This is a genomic window from Psychrobacter urativorans (genome assembly GCF_904846675.1).
Lineage (GTDB): Bacteria > Pseudomonadota > Gammaproteobacteria > Pseudomonadales > Moraxellaceae > Psychrobacter > Psychrobacter urativorans_B.
Genome location: NZ_CAJHBT010000006.1, coordinates 109,315 through 125,004, shown reverse-complemented (window position 1 = coordinate 125,004; position 15,690 = coordinate 109,315). Strand labels below are relative to the sequence as shown.

Below are 15,690 nucleotides of genomic sequence, written 5' to 3'. Positions count from 1 at the left end.
CCAACCTGACGTGATAGCAAGATATGCTCACGGGTTTGTGGCATTGGGCCATCGGTCGCTGATACGACTAGAATAGCACCGTCCATTTGCGCGGCACCGGTGATCATGTTTTTAACATAATCAGCGTGACCTGGGCAGTCGACGTGAGCGTAATGACGAGTTTCGGTGTCATATTCTACGTGGCTGGTGTTGATGGTGATGCCACGTGCTTTTTCTTCAGGGGCGCTATCAATTGCTGCGTAGCCTTTGGCTTCGCCGCCTGAGGTTTTAGCGGCTACGGTTGCGATAGCAGCTGTAAGGGTGGTTTTACCATGGTCAACGTGTCCGATGGTGCCGACGTTGACGTGTGGCTTGTTGCGTTCAAACTTGGCCTTTGCCATGGGGTATTCCTCTTTATTGGTGAATCTTCATTAATCAAAGATCGGTAAATAGCTGTTTGACGGCTTATGACAGAATTAAAACCATCAAACCGTTGACGCTATGGTTTATCTACTGAAAATTTCGATGTTTATTAAAGATTGTTACTTATTAATCATTACTTGTCTTAGATACTCTATATGGGTACTGTACTAATTTTTTCAATCTATTTACTAGGTAAAATCATTGCAATACTCAATAATTAACATTCTGACAGCACTAAAAGGCAACACCTCAGTGTTACCTTTTAGTTATTCTCTACTGAGTCATTATTATGTTTTTCAATATCGGCGCAGAACTTTATAAAATTATCGGATATAATTAGTAGTTAATTAATCAGTAACCAAGATAGTCATCACTAATTATTGGACAGTATCGTCATATAACAAACAGGCCACACAAACTTAAATAATAAATGGAGCTCATATTGAGAATTGAACTCAAGACCTCTCCCTTACCAAGGGAGTGCTCTACCGCTGAGCTATATGAGCGTATTTTAGACAACCTTTCGGTTATATAAAAAAATATCACGAAACAGCGAAATAACTGACTGTCGTGATGAGGTATTCATTACTATTTGTTGCGATTAGTGCCATATATATGGAGCGGGTGGCGGGAATCGAACCCGCGTCATTAGCTTGGAAGGCTAAGGTGTTACCATTATACCACACCCGCAATAACTCTATCTGAACCTAACCTATTCGATATAAAAACGATAGTCTCAGTATAGAGTATACTCGATGCTATGACAAACTTTAGAAATATATGGTGGTGGGAGAAGGATTCGAACCTTCGAAGCTTTCGCGACAGATTTACAGTCTGTTGGGTTTGACCGCTCCCCAATCCCACCTTAGGTTGCTTTTAATAAAATTTACTTTTAGTTCAAATATTTTCAAAATAAAGCAATTCTATAAAAAGCTACTTTGAGAGAGATGGTGCCGACTGCCGGGTTCGAACTGGCGACCTACGCATTACAAGTGCGTTGCTCTACCAACTGAGCTAAGTCGGCTTGTTCTCTCAAAGAGGGGCTCATTCTACCAAATATTTTAGAAAACACAACCCCTATCCGAAAATTTTTAGCATTTATTTAATAATAATTTTTAAGCATTTGATTGTATTGCTATTTTTATTATTAAGAATTATGGCTATTTCAATACAGTGTACTTATACAACTGTAGTATCAAAAGAAATTAGCGAATACGCAAGCCATCGCAGGCCATTTTCACCGCTTTAACCAATGCCAAGGCTTTTTTGTTGGTTTCATCCCACTCAGCTTCTGGCACTGAATCAGCGACCACTCCGGCTCCAGCTTGGATATGAATCTTGCCTCGACGCATGACTGCGGTGCGAATCGCAATAGCGGTATCCATATTGCCATGCCAGCCTAGATAGCCAACTGAGCCACCAAAAACAGTTCGGCGTACCGGTTCGACTTCGTCAATAATTTGCATAGCACGGATTTTGGACGCGCCTGACAAGGTTCCTGCAGGGAAAGTCGCACAAAATACATCCAATGCATCTTTATCAGGCAAGATAGTGCCCTCAACGTTGGATGCGATATGCATGACTTGTGAGTAGCGCTCAATAAACATCTTTTCAGTGACTTTAACACTGCCGTATTCACAGACACGGCCAATGTCATTGCGCCCAAGATCAATGAGCATTAAGTGTTCAGCGATTTCTTTGTTATCGGAAAGCAATTCTTTCTCTAATGCCAAGTCCTCAGCTTCATCTTGTCCACGTTTACGAGTGCCTGCTAGCGGACGAACAGTTACTTTACCGTTTTCGATACGCGATAATATCTCAGGAGAGGCGCCAATAATATCAAAGCGTTTGTGGTCATCGAGGGTATAGCCGTGAACTAGAAACAGATAAGGCGATGGGTTTAAAAAACGTAATGCACGGTAAACAGCCAGTGAGTCGCCGGTATAATCCGCCGTCAAACGCTGCGCAGGAACCACCTGCATTACATCTCCCGCTAAAATATACTCTTTAATTTTACTGACATCGTCGCAGTATTTCTCTTTGCCGGTTTGCGATTTAAACTTCGGGGTCGGCATAATCGGCGCACTTAAATCTGGCATTTCTGCTAATTTATCTTCGATTTTCTCCAGCTCACGAATAGCAGCCCCATAGCCATCTTCATCATTACAATCAGCATAAACGATAATGGATAAGGTGTTTTCTAGATTATCAAACACAATCACACTCATCGACAGCATCAACCACATATCAGGTAGTGACATCGGATTGGGCGCATCTGACAAGCCAACGCTAGGCTCGATAACACGTACCATATCATAGCCAAAATAGCCTATCAGTCCGCCACTAAAGCTCGGCAAAGCTGGCATATCATCTGACGTTGGCATCTTATAACCTGCCATCAGCTTACGGAGGTAACCAAAGGGATCAGCCACCGCATCGATATCAATATGGTCATCTTTTTTAATAGTCATCATGCCATCAGCATATTGCAATATTAAATCGCTGCCCAATCCAATCATCGAATATCGCGCCCAACGCTCGCCGCCGACTACCGATTCAAAAAGATAGGCTGAACCACTCAAATCGCGTACTTTAGAAAACACCGAAACCGGCGTTTGCGCGTCCATCAGACGTTTTTTAATGAGCGGCGCGTGGCTAAAACCTCGGTCTTTAAAGTCTTGATATTCTTCAAAAGTCATCATAATAAGCAGTCTCTTAGCACCCTGTTGGCAAAAGATGAGAATGGTAAATACAATAGGACAAACACAATAAAATGGAATTTATAATAAAGTTGGCAAGTTGAAACTAAGTAAAAAAACAGCCATCACTTAACCTGCCAGTATAACAAAACTGGCAGGTCTTATTAGTAATTAGGGATACTGGATAGTTTGTAAATCTGTTTAGTTACAGCTATTAATAGTCAGATATTACAATAACAACTGACTACTAAGGTTATAAATTTTAGCTCATAACTCAAACTAATAATCGACGATTAAGCACCGCCCATATTGAATAACCATAATGCCAATCCGACAATAATGATGGCAATAAATACCCAAATAAACCAACCGCCACTGGGTTTCTTCTCTACATGACCGGCATTAGCCGTATTATTAAGAGCCTGATCCATCGCGTTATTACCTTCAGTACCAAGATCGCGTGGCTGGCCTAAATTGGCGGTTCCTGAGAATTGAGCAGTGGCGGCTTGTTTGGCACGTAGCACATCGGGGTCAGCTTCTTCTTGCAGCGCAGTCTTGGTAGTTTTGTCTTGTTCTAGACTGACTGTTGGTTCTTGTTGAGCAGTTGGCTCTGTTGCTAGGGGCTCATTAACAACTGGTTCTGTCACTAGTGGCTCTTCATTTGGAGTCTCTTTATACAGAGACTCTGTGTTTAACATCTTTTTATTTAGCGACTCTTCAGAAGTATGGTTGGAAGTATCATTGGACATCACTGTATCCTGCTCAGCGGCCGTACTTGGCTTAGGTATTGCTGCTACTGTCGGTGCTACTACGCTAGGTTCTAATGTATCAGGTGTCGACTTATCAGGGGACAAGGTATCAGACACATCTGAGCTACCAGCGGTAGAAGACAACACTTCTGATATCATCGTTTCTTTTTGCACGGGATCTTCTACTTTAGTATCCGATACCACAGTTTCTGATATTGGCTCATCTACCATATTTTCTGGAATGTTATTTTCTAAAACAGTTGCTTCTACGACCACTGGCTCTACTGGCGCATCAATAGCTGGTTCAACAATCTCAGCGTCCACTACTTCAGCATCGATAACGTCACTATCTATAGCTTCTGCATCAACGACTGCAGTAGGCAATACATCAATAGTCGCCGCTTCTAAGTCAGCTACAGGCTCATCAGCCTTAACTGGCTGCTCTACGTCACCAGCAGTGTCTGTCACACTATTTTTAACACTATCTTTCACAGGAGCTTCAGTAGCGTGTATAGCGGCATCTGTGTCAGCTTCTATTGGTGTCGCCACTTGAAAAGTAAAGCTGGCAAAGCCAACGGTATCATCAGCTTTAAGATGCTCAGATTTATTACCCTCAATCCGTTCCTCATTAACAAAGGTACCGTTCGATGAGTTTAAATCTTTTAGATATAACTTACCGTTTAAGACACTCAGTAACGCATGATTGCGTGATACTTGCTTGCTGCCCAGCACCACATCATTATCACTACCGCGCCCGACTGACAAACTGTCGCTTACGGTCAACGACAAGTCACCAAGCGCCTCTGTAAGCGCATTGAGTTGCCAAGTAACAGCTTCTGAGCTGCTTGCAGTTGTAACGGTATCAGTGTTTTTGATATTAGCAGCGTCTGTTCCTGCCGTTGTCATGTCCTTCTCATCTAAATTGCTCACTATAATATCGCTCCTTATTATTGAATATTTATTTAACAGTTATTATCAAAATAGTCTTTAGTATTAAAATTACTTAGCGCTCACATCACTTATTACCTTTATGCAAGCCGTGAAATCCAGCCTTTATGTTTTTATCTTAGCAGTTTTACCAAATGATATGAGTATATCGTCTCTTCTATATAGCCACTTAGGGATAAAATGGGGTTTGATTATGCCGTTCAGTTGCGTTTCCCATCATCGCGCCAGTAATCGTAATAGGTACGGTCTCAGTAGGTTTGCTATTAACAACTAGATTATCAATACGGGCATTGGTTGCTTTATTTATCCAGTCATGATTGGTTGTAAGGTACTTGACCTCAATCTCTGGACAGTTTTGGCGCTCACTACAACTGCCTTGTACCGTTTTGGGCAGCTCATAATCGAGAAAGTCTCTGGCCGAAATAAACGTGCTGGCATTGGCTGAGAAGCTGGCGGTCATACCGATCAATACGGCACTTGCAAGTACAGAACATAAGCGCGAATAATTAAACCTAGCACTTGCCTGCTGGCTTACGAGGGGTTTACGGGTAGTGGATTGATTCAATATCGGCACATATCCTCTCTAATAAACACACGGCATCTACTGATATTCTACCGTAACCACTGCGGGGTATTGTTGGAACACTGTTTGCCTTTTTGAAGCGCTGCTTTACTTAAGTTAAGTGATTTTAGTTAAATGATTGTAGAGTGCTATCTATAATCAATGCGAGTTATTGATAATAAACGAGGGCCAATAAAAAAGACACGGCCCGCGTGTCTTTTCAAAGAAATGTAAATATCATGGATTAACTATATTAATGCTCGCGAGTATTACTAAAAGTAACTTCCGGATAGCGCTCTTGCATCAGCTGCAAGTTCACCCGTGAAGGAGCCAAATAAGTCAGATAACCGCCGCCATCAATTGACAGTTGGTCATGAGCTTTACGTTTAAACTTTGCGAGTGCCACTTCATCATCACAGTGAATCCAGCGTACGGTGGCGATAGATACTGGCTCAAAGGTACACTGTACTTTGTACTCTTCTTTAAGCCGGTGCGCGACCACTTCAAACTGGAGCACCCCCACCGCACCTAAGACTAAATCGTTATTAATCTGCGGCATAAATACCTGCGTTGCGCCCTCTTCACTCAACTGCTGCAGGCCTTTTTGTAAGGCTTTCGATTTGAGTGGGTCTCTTAACACCACCCGACGAAATAGCTCAGGGGCAAAATGCGGAATACCGGTAAAGTTTAACTCTTCGCCTTCAGTAAAACTGTCACCAATAGAGATAGTTCCATGGTTATGTAAACCAATAATATCACCCGGATAGGCTTCTTCTAGCGCTTCACGGTCTCCCGCTAAAAAGGTCAAAGCATCAGCAATACGTACGGTTTTCTCCAAACGAACATGCTTCATTTTCATGCCTTTCTCGTACTTACCTGAGCACACGCGCAAGAAGGCAATGCGGTCACGATGACGCGGATCCATGTTGGCCTGAATCTTAAATACAAAGCCAGTAAAGTCAGTTTCGGTAGCGGCAACTTCCCGCTCATTAGCAGGATGCGCTTTGGGAGGCGGCGCATATTTCACCAACGTATCAAGCACCATATTAACGCCAAAGTTACCGAGCGCAGTACCAAACAATACTGGCGTCATCTCGCCCGCTAAGAACTCTTCAACGCTAAAGTCTTCCAGCGCCATTTGTACCAGCTCAAGAGACTCTTCAAAAGCAGCAAACATCAACGCACCCAAGCGTTCGCGAATATCAGGATAATCATAGCCGTCACGGGTTTCGACATCGACAATCTCGCCACCGTGACCTTTTTGATAGAAGTAGGTTTTATTTTCGGTTAAATGATAAACACCGATGAAGTCTTGCCCCATACCAATCGGCCACGTTAAAGGAATACACTTAATTTTTAGTACCGCTTCAATTTCACTGAGCAAATCGAGCGGTTCACGGATTTGGCGATCTAGTTTATTCACAAACGAGATAATCGGCGTATCACGCATCCGGCACACTTCCATCAGCTTGATGGTACGTTCCTCGACGCCTTTTGCACCATCAACCATCATGAGCGCGCTATCCACGGCGGTCAAAGTTCGATAAGTATCTTCACTAAAGTCCGCGTGGCCCGGGGTATCAAGCAGATTGACTATATGCTCTTGATACGGAAACTGCATGACGGAGGTAGTAATAGAGATGCCCCGTTCTTGTTCCATGCTCATCCAATCCGAGGTCGCGTGACGGTCAGTTTTGCGACCTTTAACCTCGCCTGCGACCTGAATCGCTTGACCCCATAGCAGTAGCTTTTCGGTCATGGTGGTTTTACCAGCATCGGGATGCGAGATGATGGCAAAGGTGCGGCGTTGGGCAACCTCACGGGCAAGCTTAGTTGCTGAGAGCTTGGGTGCTGAAAGTTTGGTATCTGCGCTCATAATGAATAACTTATCGTTAAATTTGGGAAGAAAATAGCAAGATAATAGTAGTGATACAACAAAGGTTATGACAGATTTCGATGCGCATATTGTAGCGGATTTATGGTCAAGATGCTATTTATGCCTATTTCGTAACTGCTTCAGTCGTACTATTTACAGGCTTAGACCATAGGCTCGATATTACACAGAAAAAACGATTAAACAAGAATCACTACCTACTTTACTTACTTTATGAAAGCTTTACACAGACGAAGAAAACTAACCTCAGACGATTTCCTCCGTCAAAAAACAACCAACCTTAACAAGGTGCTTGAAATTAACGTCATAAAGCTATCACTATCAATCAATTATTGTTGGTATAAAACAACTAAATTAGGTGTTCTATACTCTATACCAAACTATCGTATGACTGACTCATGCTTCCTTATGGTAGTTATAGTAGGAGGAACTGATGATACTTTATTTAATTGCTTGAAAATACTATTGGGCCGTGTCAGCTGACTATTTTTCCATATTGAATAATCCAGTAAATTGTATCTAATTTGTACTGTGTTTTTCTGTATTGTATCTATCTTTTATATAGCAGTAGCACTTTAAACAGAATGGCCAACTCTCACATAAGTCTTCCCTTATGTGAGTTATACACACTTTTGATGTGGATATTCTATCTCACCTTGTTATGACGAAATAATTTTATTACAGAATAGCAACTAATTAAGCGTTGGGTTTTTGAAGCCCTCTATTTGATATTCACAATATGAGACGCTAGCATATATTGTGCGATCGAGTATCGATAACGCTTTGATGAGAGAACGGATAATGTTCGTATCGTTGTAACTATTATACATAGAGCTTATTAGGCTGCTTTTAAGGTGTTGCGCCTTTTAAGGTATTACAACAGCGAATGTGCCTCACCTCAAGAGACACTTAACGAAGAGGGAGTATATTTTGGAATTCACGGTCGGAACCCTTGTCCTTGTGAGTTTTGCAGTGTCATTGGTGGCGCTTGTTTTTCTCATCTGGACGATTTCACGCAGCGAGATGCGTTTTACACAGGCGGATGCACTCACTATTTTTGAGGCCGAAGATCGGGCCGAAACGCCTGATGATCCGAGCACTCATGCAGAACAAACAGAATCACCGCACGGACGAGACGGCGAAAGCTTTTTCCCTAAAAACACTCGGCGCATTATCCTTTTCGTGTTTGCCACCGCGACCTTATGGCTGATTATCGGTAGCACCTTTGGCCTGATTGCCTCTTTAAAACTACACATTCCCGATTGGCTAAACGGCTCTGCAGCCCTGACTTTTGGGCGCATGCGAACCATTCATTTGAACCTTGTTATCTACGGATGGCTTTCCCTTGGATTGATGGGGCTTGCACTTTGGCTACTTCCAACAATCTTTGCAACACGTCTGCGATTGCCCTCCCTTGCGCTCGCCGGAGCCGTTTTAATGAACGTCGCAGTCGGTGCAGGTGCGTGGGCAATCGGCATCGGCTGGACCGACGGGCTGGAATGGTTAGAGATTCCGTGGCAGATTGACATATTCATCGCGCTCGCAGTATTTATGTTTGTGATTCCGTTGATAGTAACGGCAAAGCACCGAAAGGTGAAGCATATCTACGTTACTGGGTGGTATTACCTAGCGGCAATGGTCTGGTTTCCGATATTGTTTATTGTGGCAAACATTCCGGGGTTACATGTCGGCGTGCAACAGGCAACCGTAAACTGGTGGTATGCTCATAACGTGCTAGGTCTGTGGCTCACGCCGCTAGGTGTCGGTGCTGCTTATTATCTGCTGCCACGGATTATTGGTAAGCCGATCTATTCCTATAGCCTTTCACTAATAGGCTTCTGGGCACTGGCGCTTTTTTACAGTCAGGTTGGGATACACCATCTGATCGGCGGGCCCGTGCCGACATGGGTAGTGACACTTTCAATTGTTCAATCCATCATGATGTTTGTTCCAGTAATCGCTGTCGCTATTAACCAGCATCCGCTGTGGCTTAACAATCTAGACGTATTTCGTGCCAGTATTCCGTTGAGGTTCGTGGCTATCGGGGCGCTTATGTATACGGCTGCGTCCTTTCAAGGCTCGCTCCAAGCATTGCGGGCTGTTAACTCAGTAACGCATTTTACTCATTATACGGTTGGTCATGCGCACCTGGGTGTCTATGCGTTTGTGACCTTCGTACTTTTTGGCGGCATTTATTATGTGACGCCCCGTCTTGTGGGTCGTGTTTGGCCATTTCCTGCGCTCATCGTTGCACACTGGTGGCTGGTTGTCATCGGATTCACTATTTATTTCGTTTCACTCAGCTTGGGCGGCTGGCTGCAAGGGCAGGCAATGCTTGATCCCGCCCGCGACTTTATGGAGAGTATGGAGCTGACCGTGCCCTACCTTACAGGCCGCTCTGTCGGCGGATCCTTGATGGTGCTTGGACATTTCGCTTTTGCGGCCAATATGATTGCGATCCTTGTAGGCCGAGGTGTTGAATGGAAAGCAGGCCCTGGATTGATCGAGAGTCAGGAAAGCACACAACCGAACCAGAACCAGTGAGGAGACCAAAATGAACCGTGTTATGCCCCTTATGTTACTCGTTGCGGCTATTCTGGCTTTTGCGACTGTATTCCTTGTCATCCTGCCTGGCGACGAAATTCGCTCGGCAGCAGCCACGCCCGGTCTCGAGCCTTATACTGAGAGCGAACTACGCGGACGGGAGACCTATGTAGATCTCGGTTGCGTATATTGCCACAGTCAGCAGCCACGTGCACCCGAGCAGGGACCTGATGTCCAACGCGGATGGGGCCGTCCTTCCACTGCTTCAGACTACGCCTATGACACGCCCCATCTTTTAGGCACTATGCGCACCGGACCAGACCTGCTCAACATCGGCGCACGAATGCCCAGCCGTGACTGGCATCTGACCCATCTCTATCAGCCGCGTGCAATCCACCCGACCTCAATCATGCCAAGTTACCCCTTCTTATTTGAGACCAAAACAGAGGCTGAAGCGAGCGATGTTGTGGTGCGACTTCCTGTCGAGAATCGCCCAGCAGGTAAGGTCGTTGTAGCGCGGCCCGAAGCGCTTGATCTTGTAGACTACCTCGTCAGCCTTGATCGGACTTATCCCGTCGCTAACCCTGAATTACGCGACAATGGTTATTCAGAAGACAGGGGGATGGAAAAATGAAACGACCCAAGAATAAATTTACCAAGGATTTTGGATCGGCTGCGCGTAACATCGATGATGATTTCAAACCTACCGAACCCAAAAACCCAGTACCCTGGCCGTTCATTGCGATAGCCATCGCGCTTGCTATATCCGGCGGAGTGACGCTTTATTTTGATGCGCAGGCAACTGAAGACGGTAAAGACGCACAACTGGTACGAGCTGCAGAGGATAAAGGAGTCTCATCCGCCGATGCGAACACTGCCGAAATACGAGAGGCTGAAGGCGAGCTTTTGGCTGCACAGGGCGCAGCGCTTTTTGGAACCTATTGCGCGACCTGCCACCAGGCGAACGGATCGGGTGTACGGAACGCGATTCCTCCGCTTGACGGGTCACCGTACGTCGTAGCCAATGCAGAGGTACCAACTGCGATCCTACTACGTGGCATCACAGGTCTCATTGAGGTCAAAGGCGAAACCTATGACGGACGGATGCCCACCTTTCACGCGACCCTCGAAAATGAGGAGATTGCCCTTATCCTGACTCATATCCGTAGCAAATGGTCAAACAAAGCTGATGCAGTTTCATCAAACCAAGTTGCAGCCGTCCGCAAAGCGCTTGAAAGCAAGATTGATTACCCGTGGCAAGGAGGGTTCGAACTCCACAATGCTTTTGACATAGAATACACAGCGGTTGCTGAGAACCAGGCAAAGGCCCAAATGGCAGTGCCTGATCAAGCTGAAGAAGCTCAGGAGGAAACACAATGAAAATGGTTGTATCAATAATTCTTATTGCCATTTCAAGTGCTCTTTTAGTTGCTCTTTTAATCGCTCTGACTGGAACCACCCAAAAAGAACCTACAGAGGATGGAGCGATGATCGACTGGCGAGCAGCAGAAAGCTATGGAGCCGCTGCGGCAAAAGCCGACCCAAAAAGCGTCATGGCTCTGATCGATGGGAGTGGAGAGTCTGCCGATGCATCTTGGTCCTGTGCTTCTTGTCATGGAGACACCGGCCAAGGCGCTCAGAACATTCCCCGCTTGGCTGGCGTGTCAGCGGGCTATCTCGTAAAGCAGCTGCACGATTATCAGAGCGGTGCACGTATCAATGACAACATGCAATATGTCGTATCAACGCTGACAGATGAGGAAATGGCTGCACTTGGCACCTATTATGCCGCGCTTAAGACAGCTCCTTCGGCTACAGCTTCTCTCGGTGGCAACCTAGAGCGCGGCCGAGAACTGACGCTGGCTGGCGATTGGACAGTTGACCTGCCATCCTGCTTCTCGTGTCACGGACCGCTCGGATGGGGCGTTGGGGAAACTTTCCCCGCGATCGCGGGTCAACATCCCGCTTATACACACACACAACTTGCCGCTTGGAAAGAAGGGAATCGGGTCAACTCGCCGCTTGGTCTCATGCACTCTATAGCGCAGTCGCTTTCGGAACAAGATATGAGTGCAGTGTCGGACTATCTCGCGACGCTGCCACCACCGCAGTCCCGCAACCCCGATGCTGATTAGGAGGATCGAAAATGTCTGAAAAACAGTATGAAAAGGAAACGCGGAGCGGTAACGCCGTCCAACGCTGGCTTTACGCGGGGCTTGGCGCTTTGATCCTTGTGCTTGGAGGCGCTTATCTCTATCGAATAGATGCAGCAGCGTGGTTTCTCGGTACCGCCGAAGAAGTAGGCGACGCGCAGCAAGCCGGTGAACAGTCGCAGGAAGCACGCGAAACATTTCTCAAAACAAGCGATGAATTGGGTGAGCAGGATGAAAGTGTTGCAAAACTGAACATTCCGACGGATTCAGACGGCTTTTTTTTACCGCCCGCCGATAATGAGATTCCGGACGATGAATTTGGCGAATCAATCAGGCGTGGCCGCGAGATTTTCCTTAACCCAGGAGCGAACGCCACAGAGTTCGTGGGGAACTCGCTTGCTTGCGCGAACTGTCACCTCAACGCGGGAAGGGAGGCGAACTCCGCGCCTATGTGGGCAGCGGCTGGTATGTACCCGACCTATCGCGGCAAGAACGAGATGATTAATACTATGGAGGATCGGGTAAACGGCTGCTTTACTTATTCCATGAATGCCCCTGCAGGACCGGCTGGTGGCCCGCCGCCGTCAGGACATCAAATTTACAAAGATTTGGAAAGCTACTTTCACTGGCTAGCAACTGGTGCGCCGAATCGGGTCGACTTGCCAGGCTCCGGTTTCCCAGTACCGGACGAACCTGAGGCTGGTTACGATCCGGCACGGGGTAAAAAGGTATTCGAGACGCAATGCGCGGTTTGCCACGGTGACGAAGGCGAAGGACGGCAGGACATGAACGGCCGCTACGCGTTTCCGCCGCTATGGGGCCCGGACTCCTATAACTGGGGAGCTGGGATGCACCGGGTAAATACAGCTGCAGGATTTATTCATGCCAATATGCCATTGGGCAAGCCCTACTCGCTGAGCGCGCAAGAGGCGTGGGACGTTGCAGCTTACGTCAACAGCCACGAACGTCCGCCCGACCCACGTCAACCAGGAGAAATGAGCGTCGCAGAATCGGCTGAGCAATTCCACGATCATAAGGGCTATTATGGTCGTGAAGTCGGCGGCCGGATCATTGGTAAAGGTGTGAATGCTGACCACGCTAATGCCCCATCTGCCACGGGCATCGTTGTACCGGAGCAATAGTCAATGGATACTATGCCAGCATTCGATCCTGCCACACTGGACGGTCTAGATCGGGGTATAATCGGCATCGATGGGTTATGGTGCCCAAGTTGTGCAGCCGCAGTGAGCCGTGCAATGACCAAAGTCCCAGGTGTGACGAGCGCCGAGGTTTCCTTTGCCGGTGCATCCGTTGCGCTTTCATGGGACAAGGGTACCGACCTTAGTGCAGTGGCGCGCAAGGTTTCAGCTATGGGCTACCGCTTGACGCCGCCTGACACGGGCGACGGAATGGAAGATAGAATCGTCGCAGAAATGCGTCGGGTCGCCACTCGACTGGTAGTGGCAATTGTCTTCGGCATGTGGACTATGGTGCTGTCCATTTTACTCTACCTGAACCCTGATAACATAGCCGCCGGTGCAACGGGACGTGCGCTTGCCATGGCCGCCGGAGCGATGGCGCTGCCAGTCGTGGTCTGGGCCGGTGCACCTATTCTGCTGGCTGGCTGGCGGACGGCACGTGTAGGCGTACCAGGAATGGATAGCCTCGTCGGTCTGGGAGTCACAGGAGCCGTGATCGCATCAGTCTGGTCGCTTTCTGTAGGTCGATCGGAGGTGTGGTTTGATACAGCAGTAATGCTGGTTGTGCTTTTGACATTGGCACGTCTGGTGGAGATGGCGACACTGCGGCAGTCCAGCCGTGCTATTGCTGCCTTACGTACAGCATTGCCCGAAACAGCACGCCGTGTCGGCGATGATGGAAACGTGCACGAGGTTTTGGCCTCGGAGATTCGCGCGGGCGATCGCGTTCGGGTTGCAGCTGGTGAACGTGTACCACTCGACGGTCAACTGGTTGCCAGCGACAGTAGCTTTGATACCAGTATTATGACGGGTGAATCTGCGCCGCGCGCTATCATCAAAGGTGGCACAGTCGAAGCCGGTTTCGTCAACCTTTCACGCATGATTGAAGTTTCCGTTACCGCAGAGGTGGGCGTACGGCGGATCGATATTATGGGTGTCGACATTGCGAACGCACTGCACGCACGTCCAGAAATTCACCGGTTGGCAGATAGACTGGCACGGGTTATTGTACCGCTCGCAATTACGCTTGCTACCCTCACACTGCTTGTGGGGCTTACCATGGGTTTATCGGGAGAAGAAGCAAGCCTTCGAGCATTGTCTGTGTTAATTATCGCCTGCCCTTGTGCAGTAGCTATTGCTGCACCCGTCTCGCATTTGGCTGCAACCGGAGCGGCAGCGGCATCAGGTATCCATTTCCGGACACATGCAGCATCGGAAAGCCTCGGTGCGGTGCGGCGTGTACTTTTTGATAAAACAGGCACGCTGACCGAAGGTCGGCCAGTACTCCGAGAGCTGCAACTGCGCTCAGGGCTCGATCGCGCACGCTTATTAGCGTTTGTAGCAGCAGCTGAAAACGAGGTTATACATCCGGTAGCTCAGGCGCTACGACGAGCAGCGCAAGATCAAAAACTATTAACTGCAACAAAGTCTGAGCGGTTTGACGATGGGGTCAAAGCCACCGTTGATGCCACAGAGGTGATGGTCGGAAGTCGCGGCTTTCTTTTTCGTAATGGCATCACCCTACCTGAAGAAGAGCACGAGACAGGTTTGACTGCCGTTTATATGGCGACCGATGGCGAGTGGGCGGCTACATTTCTTCTTGGGGATACGCTACGTCCCGACGCAGCGTCAACGATTTCACAACTCAGAGCCTCCGGTCTTATACTCGGAATGGCAAGCGGTGATGCGCCCGCTCCTTGTGCGCATGTTGGGGCCATAGCCGGACTAAAACAAAATGAGATTCGCGCTGCCTGCACACCTGAGGATAAGGCAACACTCGTCGAGGCAGGACCAGGCCCGACTGCTTTCGTCGGGGATGGCGTTAACGACACACTTGCCATTGTGCGCGCTGATGTAGGTATAGCGGCTACTGATGCATCACCAGCGACGATAGCCCTAGCTGATGTGGTTATCGCAAAAGGTGGTATGACCGCGGTGGGTGAAGCGATAGCAATTTCTCAAAAATCTCGCCGCATACTGCGCCAAAACCTTGTGTTCTCTGTAACCTATAATGTCTTAGCGCTCGGTCTTGCAGTTGGCGGCACGGTACCGCCGCTCGCAGCAGCGGCCGCGATGGCAGCTAGTTCGTTGATGGTCATTGCAAACGCTGGACGCCTGCGTGCAGGTGTCGTCAAGAGTAAAGCCTCTGCTGAACAGAATGCCGAGGCCAAAGCCGGAACTACTGGCGAAACACTACCAAAATCGCGTACAAATTCGGCTACTAACGAAATCTATATCAAGGAAGTCGACGTATGAAAGCTAACCTTACTCTCCTGTAAATGAGTGATCTACACGGTTATCTCGCACCACACCTAGAATTGATATGGACGGCTTAAAGCCCTGAGTTCCCAAAATTAGGCGGCATGCGAGGATGCACCGCTTGAATCTAGCAGAACCTACAAGGTAGGATTCATTACTGCTTGAGGATTGCCCTTTCACCTTGACTGCAAAGAAGCAATATTATTAATGTTGAGTGACAAAGGTGTAGACTCTGCCCTCATAATGAATAACTTATCATTGAAATTTGGAAGGAAATAGCA

Annotated in this window: 11 protein-coding genes and 4 tRNA genes; 6 read left to right on the top strand and 9 right to left on the bottom strand. The window is 47.6% G+C overall.

Annotated features, from left to right (window positions below):
* The 9 genes from JMY06_RS04970 to JMY06_RS04930 form a co-directional block, all read right to left on the bottom strand.
* On the bottom strand, window positions 1–380 hold a 380-nt coding region (locus tag JMY06_RS04970), incomplete at its 3' end, for a GTP-binding protein (RefSeq protein ID WP_201616743.1).
* Window positions 381–833: 453 nt separating this feature from the next.
* Window positions 834–908: transfer RNA gene (locus tag JMY06_RS04965), tRNA-Thr, on the bottom strand.
* A 110-nt stretch (window positions 909–1,018) separates the two neighbouring features.
* Window positions 1,019–1,092, bottom strand: a tRNA-Gly gene (locus tag JMY06_RS04960).
* A 91-nt stretch (window positions 1,093–1,183) separates the two neighbouring features.
* A tRNA-Tyr gene (locus tag JMY06_RS04955) sits at window positions 1,184–1,267 on the bottom strand.
* Window positions 1,268–1,350: 83 nt separating this feature from the next.
* A tRNA-Thr gene (locus tag JMY06_RS04950) sits at window positions 1,351–1,426 on the bottom strand.
* A gap of 181 nt (window positions 1,427–1,607) precedes the next feature.
* Entirely contained in the window at window positions 1,608–3,104 is a 1,497-nt protein-coding gene (locus tag JMY06_RS04945) for an anthranilate synthase component I family protein (protein ID WP_201616741.1), read from the bottom strand.
* Window positions 3,105–3,394: 290 nt separating this feature from the next.
* Window positions 3,395–4,780 carry an FHA domain-containing protein gene (locus tag JMY06_RS04940; RefSeq protein ID WP_227672168.1) on the bottom strand — a complete coding sequence of 462 codons (1,386 nt, stop codon included), beginning with the start codon at window positions 4,778–4,780 and terminating at the stop codon, window positions 3,395–3,397.
* 187 nt (window positions 4,781–4,967) lie between these two features.
* Window positions 4,968–5,372 carry a hypothetical protein gene (locus JMY06_RS04935; RefSeq protein ID WP_201616731.1) on the bottom strand — a complete coding sequence of 135 codons (405 nt, stop codon included), beginning with the start codon at window positions 5,370–5,372 and terminating at the stop codon, window positions 4,968–4,970.
* A gap of 241 nt (window positions 5,373–5,613) precedes the next feature.
* Entirely contained in the window at window positions 5,614–7,236 is a 1,623-nt protein-coding gene (locus tag JMY06_RS04930; RefSeq protein WP_201616729.1) for a peptide chain release factor 3, read from the bottom strand.
* A gap of 948 nt (window positions 7,237–8,184) precedes the next feature.
* On the opposite strand from JMY06_RS04930, the gene JMY06_RS04925 reads away from it, so the two are divergent.
* From JMY06_RS04925 to JMY06_RS04900, 6 genes are read left to right on the top strand one after another with little or no spacing between them, the layout of a single operon-like run.
* Window positions 8,185–9,798: a cbb3-type cytochrome c oxidase subunit I gene (locus JMY06_RS04925; RefSeq protein ID WP_201616727.1), complete on the top strand. Its 1,614-nt coding sequence runs from the start codon at window positions 8,185–8,187 to the stop codon at window positions 9,796–9,798.
* Window positions 9,799–9,808: 10 nt separating this feature from the next.
* Complete coding sequence (locus JMY06_RS04920; protein ID WP_201616725.1) at window positions 9,809–10,432, top strand: cbb3-type cytochrome c oxidase subunit II; 624 nt, start codon at window positions 9,809–9,811, stop codon at window positions 10,430–10,432.
* Window positions 10,429–11,178, top strand: coding sequence for a c-type cytochrome (locus tag JMY06_RS04915; RefSeq protein ID WP_201616723.1), 750 nt, complete (start codon window positions 10,429–10,431; stop codon window positions 11,176–11,178). Before JMY06_RS04920 ends, JMY06_RS04915 begins: the two co-directional genes overlap by 4 nt.
* Window positions 11,175–11,933 (top strand): c-type cytochrome, encoded by a 759-nt coding sequence (locus tag JMY06_RS04910; protein WP_201616721.1) that lies wholly within the window; start codon window positions 11,175–11,177, stop codon window positions 11,931–11,933. Before JMY06_RS04915 ends, JMY06_RS04910 begins: the two co-directional genes overlap by 4 nt.
* A gap of 11 nt (window positions 11,934–11,944) precedes the next feature.
* Complete coding sequence (locus tag JMY06_RS04905; RefSeq protein ID WP_201616719.1) at window positions 11,945–13,093, top strand: c-type cytochrome; 1,149 nt, start codon at window positions 11,945–11,947, stop codon at window positions 13,091–13,093.
* Window positions 13,094–13,096: 3 nt separating this feature from the next.
* The gene (locus tag JMY06_RS04900) at window positions 13,097–15,406 is read left to right on the top strand and encodes a cation-translocating P-type ATPase (protein WP_320157845.1); all 2,310 of its coding nucleotides are present in this window, start codon (window positions 13,097–13,099) and stop codon (window positions 15,404–15,406) included.
* Window positions 15,407–15,690 lie beyond the last annotated feature (284 nt).